This is a genomic window from Microbacterium suwonense, assembly GCF_030296555.1.
Taxonomy (GTDB): domain Bacteria; phylum Actinomycetota; class Actinomycetes; order Actinomycetales; family Microbacteriaceae; genus Microbacterium; species Microbacterium suwonense.
Genome location: NZ_AP027728.1, coordinates 1,367,137 through 1,384,028, shown reverse-complemented (window position 1 = coordinate 1,384,028; position 16,892 = coordinate 1,367,137). Strand labels below are relative to the sequence as shown.

At 68.8% G+C, this 16,892-nt stretch carries 18 protein-coding genes and 3 pseudogenes; 7 read left to right on the top strand and 14 right to left on the bottom strand.

The window, feature by feature from the left end:
* Window positions 1–21: 21 nt before the first annotated feature.
* From QUE33_RS06990 to QUE33_RS06980, 3 genes and pseudogenes are all read right to left on the bottom strand, one after another.
* Window positions 22–1,160: pseudogene (locus QUE33_RS06990) on the bottom strand (Mrp/NBP35 family ATP-binding protein).
* Window positions 1,157–1,672, bottom strand: coding sequence for a DUF1003 domain-containing protein (locus tag QUE33_RS06985; protein ID WP_286303094.1), 516 nt, complete (start codon window positions 1,670–1,672; stop codon window positions 1,157–1,159). Before QUE33_RS06985 ends, QUE33_RS06990 begins: the two are co-directional and overlap by 4 nt.
* Window positions 1,672–2,976 carry a magnesium transporter MgtE N-terminal domain-containing protein gene (locus QUE33_RS06980; protein ID WP_286302738.1) on the bottom strand — a complete coding sequence of 435 codons (1,305 nt, stop codon included), beginning with the start codon at window positions 2,974–2,976 and terminating at the stop codon, window positions 1,672–1,674. The genes QUE33_RS06985 and QUE33_RS06980 overlap by 1 nt, the downstream gene beginning before the upstream one ends.
* A 76-nt stretch (window positions 2,977–3,052) precedes the next feature.
* Here QUE33_RS06980 and QUE33_RS16120 point away from each other — a divergent pair.
* Window positions 3,053–3,301 (top strand): annotated as a pseudogene (locus tag QUE33_RS16120) (YflT domain-containing protein); the annotation flags it as partial.
* Here the strand turns inward: QUE33_RS16120 and QUE33_RS06975 are convergent.
* Complete coding sequence (locus tag QUE33_RS06975) at window positions 3,235–3,393, bottom strand: hypothetical protein (protein WP_286302737.1); 159 nt, start codon at window positions 3,391–3,393, stop codon at window positions 3,235–3,237. The pseudogene QUE33_RS16120 and the gene QUE33_RS06975 overlap by 67 nt on opposite strands.
* A gap of 261 nt (window positions 3,394–3,654) precedes the next feature.
* On the opposite strand from QUE33_RS06975, the gene QUE33_RS06970 reads away from it, so the two are divergent.
* The 3 genes from QUE33_RS06970 to QUE33_RS06960 are packed head-to-tail and all read left to right on the top strand — an operon-like array spanning window position 3,655 to window position 4,861.
* A complete protein-coding gene (locus QUE33_RS06970; protein ID WP_286302735.1) occupies window positions 3,655–3,792 on the top strand; it encodes a hypothetical protein in 138 nt (45 codons plus the stop codon).
* Window positions 3,789–4,199 carry a magnetosome magnetite crystal formation protein family gene (locus QUE33_RS06965; RefSeq protein ID WP_286302733.1) on the top strand — a complete coding sequence of 137 codons (411 nt, stop codon included), beginning with the start codon at window positions 3,789–3,791 and terminating at the stop codon, window positions 4,197–4,199. Before QUE33_RS06970 ends, QUE33_RS06965 begins: the two co-directional genes overlap by 4 nt.
* A complete protein-coding gene (locus QUE33_RS06960) occupies window positions 4,199–4,861 on the top strand; it encodes an alpha/beta hydrolase family protein (RefSeq protein ID WP_286303092.1) in 663 nt (220 codons plus the stop codon). The genes QUE33_RS06965 and QUE33_RS06960 overlap by 1 nt, the downstream gene beginning before the upstream one ends.
* Before the next feature lie 372 nt (window positions 4,862–5,233).
* Here the strand turns inward: QUE33_RS06960 and QUE33_RS06955 are convergent, their stop codons facing one another.
* From QUE33_RS06955 to QUE33_RS06940, 4 genes are all read right to left on the bottom strand, one after another.
* Window positions 5,234–5,704: a YdcF family protein gene (locus QUE33_RS06955; RefSeq protein ID WP_286302731.1), complete on the bottom strand. Its 471-nt coding sequence runs from the start codon at window positions 5,702–5,704 to the stop codon at window positions 5,234–5,236.
* A gap of 793 nt (window positions 5,705–6,497) precedes the next feature.
* Complete coding sequence (locus tag QUE33_RS06950; RefSeq protein WP_434019625.1) at window positions 6,498–7,367, bottom strand: HNH endonuclease signature motif containing protein; 870 nt, start codon at window positions 7,365–7,367, stop codon at window positions 6,498–6,500.
* Between the two features lie 38 nt (window positions 7,368–7,405).
* Window positions 7,406–7,867: a hypothetical protein gene (locus QUE33_RS06945; RefSeq protein ID WP_286302730.1), complete on the bottom strand. Its 462-nt coding sequence runs from the start codon at window positions 7,865–7,867 to the stop codon at window positions 7,406–7,408.
* Window positions 7,868–8,111: 244 nt separating this feature from the next.
* Window positions 8,112–8,999, bottom strand: a complete 888-nt coding sequence (locus QUE33_RS06940; protein WP_286302728.1) for an alpha/beta fold hydrolase — start codon at window positions 8,997–8,999, stop codon at window positions 8,112–8,114.
* 221 nt (window positions 9,000–9,220) lie between these two features.
* On the opposite strand from QUE33_RS06940, the gene QUE33_RS06935 reads away from it, so the two are divergent.
* Complete coding sequence (locus tag QUE33_RS06935) at window positions 9,221–9,844, top strand: HAD family hydrolase (RefSeq protein WP_286302726.1); 624 nt, start codon at window positions 9,221–9,223, stop codon at window positions 9,842–9,844.
* A 150-nt stretch (window positions 9,845–9,994) separates the two neighbouring features.
* Here the strand turns inward: QUE33_RS06935 and QUE33_RS06930 are convergent, their stop codons facing one another.
* From QUE33_RS06930 to QUE33_RS06920, 3 genes are read right to left on the bottom strand one after another with little or no spacing between them, the layout of a single operon-like run.
* Entirely contained in the window at window positions 9,995–10,153 is a 159-nt protein-coding gene (locus tag QUE33_RS06930; protein WP_286302724.1) for a hypothetical protein, read from the bottom strand.
* A 2-nt stretch (window positions 10,154–10,155) separates the two neighbouring features.
* Window positions 10,156–11,589: an aminopeptidase P family protein gene (locus tag QUE33_RS06925; RefSeq protein ID WP_286302722.1), complete on the bottom strand. Its 1,434-nt coding sequence runs from the start codon at window positions 11,587–11,589 to the stop codon at window positions 10,156–10,158.
* A 59-nt stretch (window positions 11,590–11,648) separates the two neighbouring features.
* The gene (locus QUE33_RS06920; protein WP_286302720.1) at window positions 11,649–12,671 is read right to left on the bottom strand and encodes an endonuclease/exonuclease/phosphatase family protein; all 1,023 of its coding nucleotides are present in this window, start codon (window positions 12,669–12,671) and stop codon (window positions 11,649–11,651) included.
* Window positions 12,672–12,724: 53 nt separating this feature from the next.
* On the opposite strand from QUE33_RS06920, the pseudogene QUE33_RS06915 reads away from it, so the two are divergent.
* A pseudogene (locus QUE33_RS06915) lies at window positions 12,725–13,599 on the top strand (PHP domain-containing protein).
* A 205-nt stretch (window positions 13,600–13,804) separates the two neighbouring features.
* Here the strand turns inward: QUE33_RS06915 and QUE33_RS06910 are convergent.
* Window positions 13,805–15,322: a DEAD/DEAH box helicase gene (locus QUE33_RS06910; protein ID WP_286302719.1), complete on the bottom strand. Its 1,518-nt coding sequence runs from the start codon at window positions 15,320–15,322 to the stop codon at window positions 13,805–13,807.
* Between the two features lie 182 nt (window positions 15,323–15,504).
* Between QUE33_RS06910 and QUE33_RS06905 the strand changes: the two genes are divergently transcribed.
* Entirely contained in the window at window positions 15,505–16,215 is a 711-nt protein-coding gene (locus tag QUE33_RS06905) for a ferritin-like fold-containing protein (RefSeq protein WP_286302718.1), read from the top strand.
* A 24-nt stretch (window positions 16,216–16,239) separates the two neighbouring features.
* Here the strand turns inward: QUE33_RS06905 and QUE33_RS06900 are convergent, their stop codons facing one another.
* Together QUE33_RS06900 and QUE33_RS06895 are read right to left on the bottom strand one after the other, a co-directional pair.
* The gene (locus QUE33_RS06900) at window positions 16,240–16,527 is read right to left on the bottom strand and encodes a hypothetical protein (RefSeq protein ID WP_286302717.1); all 288 of its coding nucleotides are present in this window, start codon (window positions 16,525–16,527) and stop codon (window positions 16,240–16,242) included.
* A gap of 1 nt (window position 16,528) precedes the next feature.
* On the bottom strand, window positions 16,529–16,753 hold the full coding sequence (locus QUE33_RS06895) for a DUF3107 domain-containing protein (protein ID WP_286302716.1): 225 nt from the start codon (window positions 16,751–16,753) through the stop codon (window positions 16,529–16,531).
* Between the last annotated feature and the right edge of the window lie 139 nt (window positions 16,754–16,892).

Below are 16,892 nucleotides of genomic sequence, written 5' to 3'. Positions count from 1 at the left end.
GCAGCATCCGCCCGCAGCCGGTCAGCTCAGCTGCATCGGCAGCGAGCGTCCTGCCAGCCCGCGACCGCGGTGCGCGATGGTGTGTGCGAGCTCGATGATGGCGTGCGCCGCGGGATCCTCGGGCTGATCCAGCACCACAGGCATGCCCGCATCGCCGCCGATCCGCAGAGCAGGGCTGAGCGGGATGGATGCCAGCAGCGGCACTTCCGAGGCGGGGGAACCGTGATCGCCGGGAGCGCTGAGCGCCTTGGCCACCTCGGCACCCCCTCCGGAGCCGAACAGATCGATCACCGTGCCGTCCGGGAGGGTGTACGCGGCCATGTTCTCCACCACGCCGATCACGTGCTGACCGGTGCGGCGGGCCACCAGCCCGCTGCGGATCGCCACGTCCGAGGCGGCCGGCTGCGGCGTGGTCACCACGAGCACCTCGGCGTGCGGCAGGATCTGCCCGATGGAGATGGCGATGTCGCCGGTGCCGGGCGGCATGTCGATCAGCAGCACGTCCAGGTCGCCGAAGAACACGTCGGTGAGGAACTGCTTCACGGTGCGGTGCAGCATGGGCCCGCGCCACGCGACGACGGATTCTCCTCGCGCAGGAACATGCCGATCGAGACGGCCTTCACATCGTGTGCGACCGGTGGCAGCATCATGTCGTCGATCCGGGTCGGCTGGGTTCCGGCGGGGATCCCGAGCAGGCCCGGGATCGAGAAACCGTGCACGTCGGCATCCACCAGCCCCACTCGCAGCCCCTGCTGGGCGAGGGCGACGGCCAGGTTCGCAGTGACCGTCGACTTGCCGACGCCGCCCTTGCCGCTGGTGACGAGGATCACCCGGGTGAGCGAGTCCGGTCCGAACGGCATCTGCCGTGCGGCGCGTCCGTCGCGCAGCTTGGCGGTGAGCGCGCGGCGCTCGAACGGCGTCATCACGCCGACTTCCACGATCACGTCGGTGATGCCGGCGACGGATGCCGCGGCATCCCGCACGTCCTGCTCGATGCGCTGAGCGGCCGGGCATCCCACGATCGTGAGCACGATCCACACGTGCGCCGTGCCGTCTTCGACGGTGATCTGCCGCACCATGTCGATGTCACCGATGGGGCGGCGCAGCTCGGGGTCGGTGACGGCCGAGACCGCGGTGCGCACCTGATCCGCAAGGCTCATGGCGTACCCTCGTCGGTCGCGGCCGGCTCCTTCTCGAGCTCGGCGAGCAGGGTCTTCAGCTCCTGACGCAGCACGTCTCGGGTGACCGACTGCGAGAGTCGCTCCTCCAGCGCCATGCGCAGTGCGACGATCTCGCGCGCCAGGTATTCGGTGTCGGCCAGATTGCGTTCCGCGCGCTGTCGGTCCTGCTCGATCTGCACGCGGTCGCGGTCGTCCTGCCTGTTCTGCGCGAGCAGGATCAGCGGCGCCGCGTACGAGGCCTGCAGCGAGAGCATCAGGGTGAGGGCGGTGAAGCCGAGGGCGGCGTCGTCGAAGCGCACCTCGTTCGGCATGAGCGTGTTCCAGCCGAGCCACGCGGCGCAGAACAGGGTGAGGATCACCAGGAACGCGGGGGTTCCCATCGCTCGGGCCACCCATTCGGTGAAGCGGCCGAACCTGTCGCGGGACGGGGTCGGGGTGCGGACGACGCTGGCGCGACCGAGCGGTGTGTCCAGGCGGGGCGTGCGGGCCATCATCGCGTCCCGCTCGTCTCGCCGGTGCTCTCTGCCGCAGTCTCTGTCTGTGCGGCCGTGTCAGTCTCATCGACGTCCTGGGTTCGCCAATCGTCCGGCAGCAGATAGTCCAGCACGTCGTCGACGCTGATCGCGCCGACCAGACGGTGTGCGACGTCGATGACCGGGAGCGAGACCAGGTCGTAGCTGGCGAGCATCCGGGCCGCCTCCGCGGCGGATGCCGTGACCGACACCGGCTCGAGGTTGTCGTCGAGGATCGCGCCGAGCCGCTCGTGCGGGGGATAGCGCAGCATCCGCTGGAAGTGGACCACGCCCAGCAGACGGCCGGTGGGGGTCTCAAAGGGAGGGAGCGTGACGAACACGGCGGCGGCGAGTGCCGGGTGCAGCTCGTGGCGCCGGATCAGTGCCAGCGCCTCGGCCACGGTGGCGTCGGCGGAGAGGATGATCGGCTCGGTGGTCATCAGCCCGCCCGCGGTGTCGGGGCCGTAGCGCAGCAGCATGCGCACGTCGTCCGCCTCCTCGGGCTCCATCAGTGCCAGCAGCTGCTCGAGTCGCTCCGGGGGAAGCTGGGCGAGCAGGTCGGCGGCGTCGTCGGGCTCCATCTCGTCGAGCACGTCGGCGGCGCGCTCGTCGCCGAGGCGGTCGAGGATGCCGACCTGCTCGTCCTCGGGCATCTCCTCCAGCGCGTCGGCCAGGCGCTCGTCAGGCAGCTCCTCGGCGACCTCGAACATGCGCTGCTCGGGCAGATCCAGCAGAGTGGTGGCGAGGTCGGCGGCGTGCAGCTCGGAGTAGGTGGCGACCAGCTGCTCCGCCGACTGGGCCTCACCCGGCTGCTGCTGCTCGGCGACCTCGTTCCAGTTCGCGAACGTGGTCGGACCCTTGGCGAACGGCGAGGCGCTCGTCTTCGCCTTGCGCAGGAAAAGCTGGGCGATCGCCCACTCGCCGTGCCTGTCTTGCTCGATCGCGGCGTCCTCGACGACGGCCGTGCCGCTGCCGTCGGTCAGTCTGACGCGGCGCCCCAGGTACTCGGCGAGCACGCGCACTTCGCCGGGGCGGGGCTGGAAGCGGCGGACGTTGATCAGGCCGGTGGTGATCACCTGGCCGGCGCGGATCGAGGTGACCCGGCCGATGGAGAGGAAGACGTGCCGGCGCCCCGGGATCTCCACGACCAGGCCGATCACGCGCGGGGCGGCGGTTTTGCGGTACACCATGACGACGTCGCGGACTTTTCCGAGCCGGTCGCCCACGGGGTCGAAGACGGCGCAGCCGGCCAGGCGCGCGACGAAGACCCGTTGTGTGCTCACAGTCCCAGCGTAGTCCGCGCCCGCCCCTGGAGAGGCTTCGGATGACCGGCACAGGGCGCTCTGGGACAATAGGACGATGAGCATGATGAACCGGCCGGCGAACGGCACCGACCTCGGCGAGATGGTCGCGTCGACGCGCGACTACGAGGTCGCGCAGAAGACCGTGTCGAAGCTGATCGCCGGCGAGATCCCGGCGCGCGACATCGCGATCGTGGGGCAGGGTGTGCGCACGGTCGAGCGGGTGACCGGCAAGCTCGGCTATGCCGCAGCGGCGCGCTCAGGGGCGATCAACGGCGTGCTGATCGGCCTGGTGCTCTCGGCGATCATGCTGTTCGGCAATTCGGAGGCGCCGGTCTCGCTGTTCCTCGGGTTCATCCTGATCGGCGTCGCGCTGGGCATGATCATGAGCCTGGTCACGTACTCGATCGTGCGTCGTCGACGTGACTTCGCCAGTATGACGCAGATGCTCGCCGATCATTACGAGGTGCGCGTGCAGCCGGCGTCGCTGGCGAAGGCGCGTGAGGTGATGGGTGCGGAGCGCACCGTGACGCCGCGACCGGCTGTCGACCTGAGCAAGCCACCGCAGTACGGGGAGCGGATTCCGGTGCCGGGATCGGATGCCGGCGAGCAGACTCCGCCGGCGGTGCGGGAGACGCCCCCGCGGACCCGAGTGCGCAGGTGCGCACCGCTGAGCCCGAGGTCGGGGAAGCGGATGCCGCGGATGCCGCGGATGCCGCCCAGCAGGGCGCTGCACCCGAGCAGGGCGCTGATGCGCAGCCCGCCCAGCGCGACGGCACCGAGCCCGAGGCGCGGTGACCGGGCGCGACCAAGAGGCGACCGGCGTCTCGGCGTGGGCGCTGGGGCTGCTGATCCTGCTTCCCGTGCCCATGCTCGGCTCTCTCGCGGCGGGCGGGGCGATGGTGGCTGCGTACGGTTCGCTGTCCCGCCAGGGGCCGCTCGCGAAGGCCAACGCGGCCTCGGCGCGACGCTGGGGTGCGATCTTCCTGGTCTCGTCCACCGGACTGCTGGTGATCCAGCTGATCATCGGGCTGGTGAGGCTCACGACGTCCGCGGATGCGGTATCCGGCTTCTTCCCGCAGGGCATCCCGATCGTGCTGTACGCGCTGGTGTGCATCGTGCACCTGGTGGTCGTGATCGTCGGAACGGTGCGCGCCCGCCGCGGTGAGGTGGTGCGGATGCCGTTCTCCCGGGAGAGCGCATGATGATCCCGGTGGGGCTGCCTGCAGGCATCGTGCAGGTCTCCGCTGTCTGGGAGCGCGCCGCTGCCGACTCCCGTGGCGTGGTTCCGATCGCGCACGGCGCGGGCACGCAGCTGGACCATCCGTTTCTGATCGGCTTCGCCCGCGCGCTGCGCGATGACGGCTTCAGCACCGTGCGCTTCAATTTCCCCTACTCGGAGGCCGGTAGGCGCATGCCAGGACCGGCGGCACATGCCATCCTCACCTGGCGGGCGGTGGTCGAGCGGATTCGCGCCGATGCACCGGGTGCGCCGGTTTTCGTCTGCGGCAAGTCGTACGGGGGACGGATGGCGTCGATGGCGGTCGCCGAGGGGCTCGACGTCGATGCTCTGGTGTACCTCGGCTATCCGCTACATCCGCCGGGGAAGCCCGAGAAGCCGCGCGTCGAGCATCTGCCGGCCGTGAGTCCGCCTCAGCTGTTCGTGGAGGGCACGAAGGATCCGTTCGTGCAGCCGCTGTCCCAGCTGGAGGCCGCGGTCGCGTCGTGCCAGGATGCCCGGATCGCGTGGTTCGAGGGCGGTGGGCACTCGTTCGAGGTGAAGGGCCGCAAGCGTCCGGCGGACGAGGTCGGTGCGTCGGTGGCGCCGGCGGTGACGGCGTTCCTCCTGGAGGCCGCCGCTCGCTGAGCCGGGGGCGTGACACGATGGTGTGATGACGGATCGCATCGCGCTCATCTCCGACGTGCACGGGAATCTCGGAGCGCTCGAGGCGGTGCTCGCCGACATCCGCGCGCGGGATCGAGCAGATCATCAACCTCGGCGACACGGCGGGCAAGGGCCGCGCGGCGAAGCGGCGGTACGACTGTGCCGTGAGGTGTGCGCGGTGAACGTGCGCGGCAACTGGGACGATTTCCTGCCACGCATCGCAGACGACGCGTCCGAGGGGCTGGTGTGGTGGCGGGATCACCTGTCCGCGTCCAGCCTGGCCTGGCTCGGCTCTCTGCCGCTGAGCCACGATCTGGTGATGAGTGGCCGACGCATCCAGCTGAGCGGCGGCCGTCAGCGGCGGCGAGCTGCGGCATCCCATTCGCCGGTCAGCTTCGCCTGCACCACACGCAGGGCTCCCAGGATCGTCATCACCGGCGTTGTGCCGAAGCGGTGCTCAGCGCCGCGCACCAGTCGCGCGGCAAGGTCAGGGCGCTGTCGCCAGAGGATCTCGCGACCGCGTTCGGCGTGCGGGGCGTTGGAGACGATGGCGATCGTGTCCGCATGTTCGATCATCGGGATCGCGTTGGTGATGTTCTCCCACGTGGAACGGCTCGCGGTCTCCAGCTCGATGGCACCGCGGAAGCCGAGGTCGCGCGCGCAGCGCTGCATGATCGTGGCCTCGGGCGTGGTGCTGTGGACAGGGCCGCCGCAGAGCACGAGCAGGTTCCGGGCGGCTGTCGGGTCGAGCGAGCGGATTCCTGCGCGTACGCGGAAGCGGTTGACGAAGTTGGCGCGCTCGCCGCGATTGCCGTAGCCGAGCACGACGACCGCGTGGGTGCGTCCGGGCGTGGCGTCCGAGCCCGAGCGGAGCGCGTCGTCCGCCGCGCGGTCGCACTCTCGAGGGTCGGTGGAGGTCTGGGGGCTGCTGAATGTCCGTGAACTGATGGACGCGTGTGGGCTGCTGGACGCTCGTGGGTCGGTCGATGCCTGTGAGTCGCGAGACGTCTGTGTCGCCCTGCATGCCCGAGAGAGACGAGGCTCCGCGGGACTTCCGAGCCATCGGTTACTGGATCGCCGATCGACGGACTCCGCCCAGAGCCACAGGCACGCGAGGCACGAGGACGCGACCGCGAAAGCGGCCAGAAGCCGTCTGCTGCTCGACACGTGAGCCACGATAGCCTGCGTGCACAGGCGATCGTCGAGCTGCCGACTCCGGATCGTCGTCGCCCGCGTATCTTCTCTCCTGCGGAGTTCACTCGTATGCGGGGTCCGTTCTCATGTGGCGCCCGTTCTCGCGCGGTGTCTGCTCTCGTGTGGTGTCCACTTCCGCGTGGTGTCTGCTCTCGTGTGATGTCTGCTTCCGCGTGGTGTCCGCTTCCGTCCGGTGTCCGATTCATGCGGTGCTCGTTCTGATGATGCGGCGTCTGCTTCCGCGTGGTGTCTGCCTCCGCGTGGTGTCTGTCTCCGCGCGGTCTCCGCTCCATGGTGCAGCCGCGTTCATGCGCATCCGTTCTCACGATGTATCCGTTCTCACGATGTATCCGTTCTCACGAGGTATCCGTTCTCACGATGCATTCGTTCTCACGTGATGTCTGCCGTCACGTGGCGTCCGCTCTCATGCGGCCTCCGGGCGGAATCTCTTCGGCGGAGGGTCGATTCCCGCCCAGGCGGCAACGAGCACTGCGCGGGGTCGAAGGGGAATGGGCGGTGCGTCGCCCGGCGGATGCAAGAGGAAATCTTCCTTCCCGTCGCGCGTTATACGCCAGCGGTTGTGGTGGAGCTGCGCATGATGGTGGCGACACAGCAGGATGCCGCGATCGATATCCGTCCGACCCTTATCCGCCTGCCATTCATCGATGTGATGGGCTTCGCAATACGAAGCGGGCCTGTCGCATCCCTTCCACCGGCATCCGCCATCACGGATCGCGAGCGCGATACGTTGACGAGGAGTGTAGAGCCTGTGTTCTCGGCCCACATCCAGCGGATTCCCCGTGGAATCGACGGTGACGGTCACTGTTCCGGTCTCGCAGACGTGCTGCACGGCAGCGGTGAAGGGCAGCGATAGTCCGTAATCCTCGGTGCGCACACTGACGGCCTCAGCGGCGGTGTCCACGACCTGCACGATCCGCACACCGGCCTGGCGGGTGCCGAAGACGGAGGCGGCGTCGGCGAGTGCGCCGGCGCGCAGCACGTCCAGGAACAGGTCGTAGCTCAGCTGATCGTTCGTGCGTGCGTCCGCTGCCAGATTTCGGGCCTGCTCCGCCTCAGCCGAATCGACGAACCGCGGCCCGCCACGCCGAGGACGCAGAGCCGCATCGCGGATGGCACGAACCCATGCGCCGCCCTCGTCCTCGAAGTCGATGCGTCCGCGCTCGACGCCGTCGGCATCCGTCCAGATCCGGAACGACCGCCGCTCGTAGCGCTCCGCGAAGCGGCGCTCGGCGCCTTCGGGGTCGAGCTGGTCGCGGAGCGCCCGTGACTGGATCCGCAGCTCCTCGACGGTCCGCTGTGCGGCTTCGTCGATCAGCTGCTCGGCTGCTGCGACCCAGGCCGTGTGTGCATCCGATCCGTCGTCGACGGGGTGTCCGAGACCGCGCTGGATCGTGTCCTGCTGTGCGGGGAGATCAGGCCCTGCAGCATCGCCTCGGAGAGAACGGCATGCCAGGGACGGCGTGCCGCACGGCCTTCATCCCCGAACTCGGATTCCGCAGCGTCACCGTTGCCTGCGGCCGAAGGATCGGCTTCCAACAGCGACAGCCCAAGTCGAACTCGCCGCTGCGCCTCGGTGCGACTGATCCCGGCGATGTCCTGCACGAGCCCGGCCGACGTGCGGTGCCCACGCTCCTGGGCGAGTCCATCCTGCCCCGCGTCCCGGGTCGAGCGGGCTGCCGCGATTCCGGCTCCGACGATGCTGATCCGCTCGGCTGCCCGCATGAGGTCAGAGGCTGCGGTCACCGCATCCACGAGCTTGTCCGCGCCGAGCACCGACATCCGCGACGTCAGTTCCGAGGAGACACCTCAGCGCCGATCAGGTCGCGCAGGACTGCGACCTGGTGCTCGATCTCGCTGAAGAGGGCCATGCGTCCATTGTGCGAGGGGCCTCCGACATTCGAATGAAGATTCGAGCCGTCCCTGACTGTGGCAGGTAACGAACACATAACGAAGCGGGGATCTCCACGGCCACGCCCGGCCACGCCCGGCCACGCCCGGCCGCGCACGGGCGCGACCGCTACTGCTGGCCGATGAAGCGCGCGATCTGTTCCACATATGACGACGGCTGCTCGACGAAGGCGAAGTGACCGGCATCCGCGACCGTCGCGACCTCGCCACCGGTGAGCTCGCGATATGCGTCCACGACGACCGGCGGCGCCACCAGGTCGTCCTCGCCGTGGATCAGCATGGAGGGCACCTGCAGAGACCGGAGCGCGGGGCGCCGATCCGTGTACATCTCGCCGATGAGCGCCAGATGCGCCATCCCCTTGCCCCAGTCCAGCCCCTCGGGCGCGGCGTTCATCACCTCGTCGTACCGGGCACGCGTCAGCGCGTCGTGGAAGAACAGGTCGAGGTAGCGATCGCCGAGCGGCAGCATCGCCTCCCACGTGCGATCCTCTCCGGTCAGCCGACGCTCAAGTCCGGCCAGACGGCGGCATTCCGCTGCGGCATCCGCAGCGCCGACGTCGTCGAGCATCGCCGCTGCCCTCGGCAGCCGGTACCGGTCCGTGGCGTCGGTGTCCAGTGCCGGGCAGTCCAGGATCAGGCCGCTGATGCGCTCGGGATGTCGCAGCGCATAGTCGAGCGCATAGGCGCCGCCGGAGGAGTGCCCGATGATCGTCCAGCGCTCCACGCCGAGCGCCTCGCGAAGCTGCTCGAAGTCACGGATCAGCAGATCGACGCTCAACGGCGGCTCTGCGGGCAGGTCGTCGGATCGCAGCACGCCGCGCTGGTCGACGCCGATCACGCGCACGCCCTGCTCGGCGAGGAGGTCGCCGACACTCGCCATGAAGTCCCAGGAGGGGTTGCCCGGGCCGCCATGGATGAACAGCAGCGGTTGGCCGTCGGCGGGACCGCGTTCGTCGACGAAGATGCGAGTGTCGTTGATCTCGCGCAGGCATTCCACAGTCGAATCGTATGCGGCGTCGCCGACATCGTGAAGCGCTCTTGTACATCTCCGGTCGAACGGGTGCTGTCCTCGCTGCCGATGTCGGTGACCCGAGCGATATTGGCCGGATGAACAGATCAGCCGGTGCCCGGGCAGCCGGACCCCGTCCCGTCGTGGGAAGGCGGCTCGGATGTCGTCTTCCGATCGCTGGACGGGCACCTCCGAGGTGCGTCTTCTGCGTGACCGACGCAGCCGGCGGCGAGTGGCATGCTGAGATCATGATCCGCGCCGTCGTCTTCGACCTGGATGGGGTCCTGCGGCATTTCGATCCTGCGCACGTCGCCGCGATCGAAGAGCAGCACGGGCTGCCCGAGGGCAGCGTGCACCGGGCGGCATTCGCGCCCGAGCTGCTCGACCAGGTCGTGACCGGCCGCTTGAGCCGGTCCGCCTGGGTGCGGAGCGTGGGGGAGCAGCTGGGGAACCCGCGGGCGGCGGAGGAGTGGGGTCGGCATCCGTCTGTCCCGGATGCCGGAATGCTGGCGCTCAGCGATGAACTGCGCGCAGCGGGCATCCGCACGGCAATCCTCACCAACGGCACGGACACGATTCCCGCCGAGCTGTGCGAGTCGGGCATCGATCGTCACGTCGACACCGTGTTCAACTCCGCCGAGATCGGGTTCGCCAAGCCCGATGTGCGCATCTTCCAGCACGTGCTCGATGCGTTGGGGCTGATGCCTGACGAAGTGTTCTTCACCGACGATTCGGCCTCCAAGCTCGTCGGTGCCGACGTGCTCGGCATCCGGACTCACCACTTCACAGGCGTCGACGGACTCCGCGCAGCGCTGCATGCGCGGGGCCTGTAGCTGCTCTCGTTCAGGAGCTCTGCGCGCCGCGCCCGGCATCGGTGCTCTTGTCGCATGCCCATATGGTCGGACACGTCCCGGGGCACGGACAGGCCCTTGACGCCGACATCATCTCCGCACTGCTGCGGCAGTCATGGGCATATCGTCACCCTACGGTTTGCCCTGATCCAGCCAGCGAGTGTGCGTCTTGAGCGCGTGCGTCACAGCCAGGCGCACTGCGAAGTAGACGAGCGCCCCGATGACCGCGATCGCGATCAGGTAGAAGAAGACACCGATGAACAGATGCAGTCCCGCGAAACCGAATGCCATGATCAACCCTTCAGCCGGGCGATCCACGCCTCGACGTCGTCAGCGGTGCGGGGGATGTCGGCGGAGAGGTTCACGGGGCCGTCTGCGGTCATCAGGATGTCGTCCTCGATGCGCACGCCGATGCCGCGCAGCTCTTCCGGAACGGTCAGGTCGTCGATCTGGAAGTACAGGCCCGGCTCGATCGTGAACACCATGCCCGCCTCGAGGATGCCGTCGTAGTACATCTCGCGGCGCGCCTGCGCGCAGTCGTGCACATCGATCCCGAGGTGGTGGCTGGTGCCGTGCACCATGTACCGCCGGTGCTGGCCGCCGTTGTCGGCATCCAACGCCTCCTGCGCGCTCACCGGCAGCAGACCCCATTCGGCCGTGCGCGCGGCGATGACCTGCATCGCCGCCTCATGCACCTCACGGAAGCGCACACCCGGCTTGGCGGCGGCGAACGCGGCATCCGCGGCCTCGAGCACCACCTCGTAGACCCGGCGCTGCACGTCGGAGAACCTGCCGTTAACCGGCAGCGTGCGGGTGATGTCGGCGGTGTACTGGCTGTCGACCTCGACACCGGCATCGATCAGGATCAGGTCGCCCGGCACCACCGCGCCGTCATTGCGGGTCCAGTGCAGGTAGCAGGCGTGGTGACCGGATGCCGCGATCGTGTCGTAGCCTTCCCAGTTGCCGTCGCTGCGGGCGCGCTGGTGGAAGACGCCCTCGACGATGCGCTCGCCGCGCGGATGCGCGACGGCCCGGTCGAAGTCGCGGATGATGTCGTCGAACCCGGATGCCGTGACCGCCACCGCGCGGCGCATCTCGGCGATCTCGAACTCGTCCTTCACCAGGCGCAGCTCGGAGACGAAGCGGGTGAGCTCATCGTCCTCGCCGACGACGAGATCGTCATCTCCCGAGAGGAAGGAGTCGATGTGCGCGGTGGGCACGGCCAGATCGGCGGCGACACCGTCCAATGACGGTCGCGGCCCGATCCAGAACTCGCCGATGGTGGCATCCGAATAGAACTCGCTGGTGCTGCGGTCGGCGCGCTCGCGGAAGTACAGGGTGACGTCATGGCCGGCATCCTCGGCGTCGGAGGACCGCGGCTCGAACACCAGCATCGAATCCGGTTCGGCGTCGTTCTCCCAGCCGGTCAGGTGCAGGAACGCCGAGTGCGCCCGGAACGGGTAGTCGGTGTCGTTGCTGCGCTGCTTGAAGGATCCAGCCGGCACGACGAGGCGCTTTCCGGGGAACGCTGCGGAGACCTTCTCGCGACGAGCGGACGCGAAGGCGGCATGCGGGCGGGCCGAGGGCAGGGATTCCGGCCGGTCGGCCCATCCGGTGGAGATCGTGTTCAGGAAGCCCTGCGGGAAGGGCTGCTTTCGGGGATTCTTGTCCTCGACGACGGCCTCGACGGGGGTCTCGACGACGGTGTCGTTCTGTGCACTGGTCATGTGCTCCATTGTCGCATCCCCGTCCGACACGGATGCTGGGGATCGTCGCCGCGCGCGTGCTACGTCGCGGGCTCCAGCTGCGCCACCAGGGCGCGGTGGTCGCTGCCACCGGCATCCGGGAGCACCTCCGAACCGGTTGCCCGCCAGTTCTCGCTCGCCATGATGTGGTCGATCGGCGCACCCAGCAGCGCCGGCACATCGGCGGGCCAGGTGCCCAGCATCCCGTTACCGGTGGTGCTGGCCGCATCCTGGCAGCGCCCCATCGTTCCGCCGTCCGAACCCAGACGTGCCATGTGATCCAGAGTGGCGTTGAAGTCTCCCGCAAGGATGAAGTCGCCAGCGGGGCACTGATCGGCGACCCAGGCCAGGTCGGCGCGCCAGCGGCTCATCGCCTTCTCACGCGGCGCCACAGCGTGCACCGCGACGATCGTCGGACCGGTGCCGTCCACCGGCATCGCGACCGCGCTGGGCACCGAGGTGGTGTTGCTCGAGCCGTCGCGCGAGGAGGCGATCACCGAGTACTCGCCCAGCTCGGCGGAGATGAGGATGGTCGTCTGCCACGCCTGCGGCCCGTTGGGCACGTCGGGACGGATGTTCACGTGGTGCACCCACATCGGACTGCCCGCCTCGCGCATCCGGATCGCGATCTGCTCGCCGACCTCTTCCGAGGTCTCTGGGAGGGTGACGATGTCCACCTGCTGCTCATCGATCACCTGCGCGATGCGCTCCGCCGACACCGCTGCGCCGTTCGTGTTCCAGGTGAGCACCCGCAGCGCCGTGTCGGTCTTCGCCGGCAGCGAGCCGGTGCCGGCTCCGCGCAGCCCGCCGACGACGGCCGTGGCTCCGGCGCCGAGCAGGGCGACGATGAGGATGGATGCCGCGAATCCGCGCATGGGCCTGGCGAGCATCATCAGTAGGGCCAGGATCATCACGACGACGAAGCCGCCCAGCACGAGCGCTCTCGAAGCGATGATCTGCGCGATCGGGAACGTGTTCTCGAGCTGGAAGAACTGCGGCCAGACGAGAATGGCGGTCGCGATCGCGAAGAGCACCGTGATGAGGATTCCGACCAGACGTAGCATCGTGGAAAGCCTAGGGGAATCTGCTGTGACGCCCCTGGCGGTACGCTCGGAGCATGACCCAGGGCGTGCACTCCACCGTCACCGGTCCGAGTGACCTGCACCTGCATTCCAACCACTCCGATGGCACCGAGACGCCTGCGGAGGTCGTCCGTCAGGCTCAGGCCCACGGCATCCGCACTCTGGCGCTCACCGATCACGACCGCACGACCGGGTGGGGCGAGGCGGGCGATGCCGCCGTGTCGCGGGGAATGACGTTCCTGGGCGGCATCGAGTTCTCGGCCCGGCACGATTGGCGAAGCGTGCACGTGCTGGGCTACCTCTTCGATCCGACCGATCCCGCACTGGTCGCCGAGACCGATCGCATCCGCCGGGACCGCGTGGGACGTGCCGAGCGGATCGTGCGCAGCATCGGCCGCGACTACGACCTCCGCTGGCAGGACGTCCTGGAGCACACCACGCCGGATGCCACCATCGGGCGTCCGCACATCGCCGACGCCCTGGTGGCCGCCGGCATCGTCGGTGACCGATCAGAGGCGTTCGACGGCATCCTGCATCCCAGAGCCGGGTATTACGAGCCGCACTACGCCCCCGATCCGCTGACCGTGGTGCGGCTGATCACCCGGGCGGGGGAGTGGCGGTCATCGCCCATCCGGCGACCTCGGGGCGGGATCGGATGATGCCGGTCGCGTACCTGGAGCGGCTGATCGCCGAGGGTCTCGGCGGCCTGGAGATCGGTCATCGCGAGAACACCGAGGATGGCAAGCGGATGCTGCGCAAGATCGCCGCCCGGCACGACCTGATCGTCACCGGGTCGAGTGACTACCACGGGGCGGGCAAGCCGAATCTTCCCGGCGAGAACACCACCTCCGACGAGATGGTCTCCCGCATCATCGAGCGCGCGACCGGCTCGGAGCCGCGGACGCCCTGAGCTGCGGACGCCGTGAGCTGCGGGGGCCCTGAGCTGCGGAGGCCGTGACACCTCGAGGCTCTTGGCGCTCCTACGGCGCACGGTGCTGCATCCGTCCGTTCGGGTGGCGCGACACGCGGTGACGTGGTGGGGTGTTGCGGCGTGTTGTGACACGTGAGCGGGGTGAAACAGGTGAGGGGCCCGCATCGGCGAGCCCCTCGACGGATCAGGCCCCGGTGGGGGCGGCACCGCCCGAGCGGCGGCGACGACGGCGGCGCTGCGGGGCGGGCTTGCCGTCGCGGTGCTCGCGGGTGGCATCGCCGTCGTGCGTGCCCGCTCCCTCCGCGTCGCGCTCGGCGGCAGCGCCGTCGGCGGAAGCGGATGCCTGCTGCTCCGCGCCCTCGGTGAACGTCGCACCGACCTTCTCGGCCTCGGAGCCCCGACGGCGACGACGCCGACGACGGGTGGTCCCCTCATCGGTGCCCTCGGCCGCGGCATCCGCCGCCTTCTGCGGCTGACGCTGACGCCGCTCAGAGGACGACTTCTCCGCCTTGGGGGCGGTCACCAGGCGACCCTTGGTGCCCTCCGGGATGTTCAGGTCGCTGTACAGGTGCGGGCTGGAGGAGTAGGTCTCGACGGGCTCGGGCTGACCGAAGTCCAGCGCGCGGTTGATCAGGGCCCACTTGTGCAGGTCCTCCCAGTCGACGAACGTGACGGCGATGCCAGTCTTGCCCGCGCGACCCGTACGACCGGCACGGTGCAGGTACGTCTTGTCCTCGTCGGGGATCGTGTGGTTGATCACGTGTGTCACATCGTCGACGTCGATGCCGCGGGCGGCGACGTCGGTGGCCACGAGCACATCGCGCTTGCCGGCCTTGAACGCGGCCATCGAGCGCTCGCGCTGCTCCTGGCCCATGTCGCCGTGCACACCGCCGACGTTGAAGCCGCGGTCGCCGAGCTCGTCGACCAGTCGCTGCGCCGCGCGCTTGGTGCGGGTGAAGATCACGGTCTTGCCGCGGCCCTCGGCCTGCAGGATGCGGGCGATGATCTCGTCCTTGTCCAGCGAGTGCGCCCGGTAGACGATGTGCTTGATGTTCGCCTGGGTCAGACCCTCGTCGGGATCGTTGGCACGGATGTGGATCGGGTTGTTCATGAACCGACGCGCCAGGGCGACGATCGGTCCGGGCATGGTCGCCGAGAACAGCTGGGTGTGACGCACCGGCGGCACCTTGGAGAAGATCTTCTCGATGTCGGCGAGGAAGCCCAGATCCAGCATCTTGTCGGCCTCGTCCAGCACGACCTCCGTCGCGTTCGACAGATCCAGCAGACGCTGGCCGGCCAGGTCGATCAGGCGACCGGGGGTGCCGACCACGATCTGCGCGCCGGCCTTGAGCTGGTCGATCTGCCCCTCGTAGGCCTTGCCGCCGTAGATCGCGACCACGCTCGTGGAGCGGTTGGAGGTGAGCATGTCGATGTCCTCGTACACCTGCACCGCGAGCTCGCGGGTCGGCACGACGATGAGCGCCTTGACGCCTGGCTCGGGATTCTGGCCCAGTCGCTGCACCACCGGGATGCCGAAGCCGAAGGTCTTTCCCGTTCCGGTCTTGGCCTGGCCGATGATGTCCTGGCCGGGAAGGCCGAGGGGAATGGTCTGCTCCTGGATGGGGAACGCGTCGACGATGCCCTTCGCGGCGAGGGCATCGAGGATGTCCTGATCGATTCCGAGATCAGCGAATGAAGTCACAGTATGTCTTTGCCTGTCCGGCGCGTGCGCGGCTGTCTGCCATGCGCGAGCGGCGCCTCGTAACGGATCCACGCCGTCAACTTCTGCCACAGGCGCGGGGCCCTGCTCCGATGGCAGGACAGCACAAGCCTAGCGGAGGTGCTGTCTGCGGCACAGCAGACGGCTCCGAGTAGTCTGGGCGGGTGGTCAACTGGTTCTGGAAGCGCAAGCCTCAGCGGCGCACCCTGACGCTGCGCAGTCGTGGGGACAACGGGGGTGCGCAGCGCGTCGACTTCGCCGAGCTGGCGCCCGAGCTGAATCGCTTCCTCGGGCAAGCCGCGTATCTGCAGCTGGGATACTTCGAGACGCTCAGCCGCGGCATCCGTGGCACCGCCGAGCTCGCCCGGAAGGAAGCCCTCTCGCGCGCGGCGGGTGCGGCGCTGGACAAGCACCGCGGCATCGTCGAGGTCATCGCCGATCAGGGTGAGGATCCCACGGAGGTGATGCTGCCGTTCCGCGAGAACCTCGACGACTTCCGGCGCAAGACGATCGGCGAACGCCAGGAGGAGACGCTGCTGGCGGTCTACCTCACCGCAGGCATGCTGGACGACTTCTACCTGGCGCTGGCCTCCAGTTACGGCGAGACCGGCGAGCGGGTCGCAGAGATCCTGCGCCAGCCGGATGCCGGTGACGAGATCGTCTCGATAATCCAGCAGACCATCGAGAGCGACAGCGAATGGCGTTCGCTGCTGTCGATGCGGGGACGCCGTCTGGTCGGCGACACACTGCTGGTCTGCCGCGACGCGCTGCGTCCGGGGCGTCTGGATGCCGACGACAAGCGCATCGAGCCGGTCTACACCGAGCTCATGGGCGCGCACGCCCGACGCATGGATGCGATGGGGCTCGCCTCATAGCATCCGTCTGCGTCGTCGACTGCGTCAGATGCCGAGCGCCTGCCTGGCCGCGGCGTCGTGACGGGTGCGCAGCACGCTGATCGCGATCGTCGCGAGCGCGGCGAGCAGGAGCCCGCCGCCGAGACTGGCGACCCACAGCCAGACGCTGCTCTCGGTCACCCCCGTCCACTGCAGGATCGTGTAGATCGCCGCCGCTGCCGCCGTGGCGATCGCCGGCGTGACCGCGACTCCGCGCAGGCTGCGCGCGGGCAGCAGATAGTGCAGCCCGATGCCGAGTGAGCAGGCGGCGATCAGTGCGAGCAGGATGTACATGTCAGGCGACGAAGCCGACGCGGCGCAGCTCCTCCGAGCCGAGTTCGACGTAGGCCAGGTTCGCGGTGGGGACGATGTACGAGCTGCCCTTCGCGTCGGTGAAGCTCAGGTGGCTGGCGTTCTGCTCGAGAGCGGAGGTGACCTGCTCGCGCACCTCGTCGGCGCTGGTGGCGGTGTCGAAGCTCAGCTCACGACCGGTGTTGACGATGCCGATGCGGATTTCCACTCGTACTCCTCAGGTGTCTGCGAACACCGGCAACTCTACCTGCTGGCACCGGCGTGAAGCCGGGCCTCGGACGTGATTTCGCCCTGGGCGCACAACAGGATGCGGTTGGTGCTGCGGCGTCTGCGACGGCGATGTCGGT

Coding starts and splice junctions, on each gene's coding strand:
- QUE33_RS06985 (WP_286303094.1), bottom strand. CDS start 1,672: ATGGCCCGCACGCCCCGCCTGGACACACCGCTCGGTCGCGCCAGCGTC.
- QUE33_RS06960 (WP_286303092.1), top strand. CDS start 4,199: ATGATCCCGGTGGGGCTGCCTGCAGGCATCGTGCAGGTCTCCGCTGTC.
- QUE33_RS06930 (WP_286302724.1), bottom strand. CDS start 10,153: ATGGCATTCGGTTTCGCGGGACTGCATCTGTTCATCGGTGTCTTCTTC.
- QUE33_RS06925 (WP_286302722.1), bottom strand. CDS start 11,589: ATGACCAGTGCACAGAACGACACCGTCGTCGAGACCCCCGTCGAGGCC.
- QUE33_RS06920 (WP_286302720.1), bottom strand. CDS start 12,671: ATGCTACGTCTGGTCGGAATCCTCATCACGGTGCTCTTCGCGATCGCG.
- QUE33_RS06900 (WP_286302717.1), bottom strand. CDS start 16,527: ATGTACATCCTGCTCGCACTGATCGCCGCCTGCTCACTCGGCATCGGG.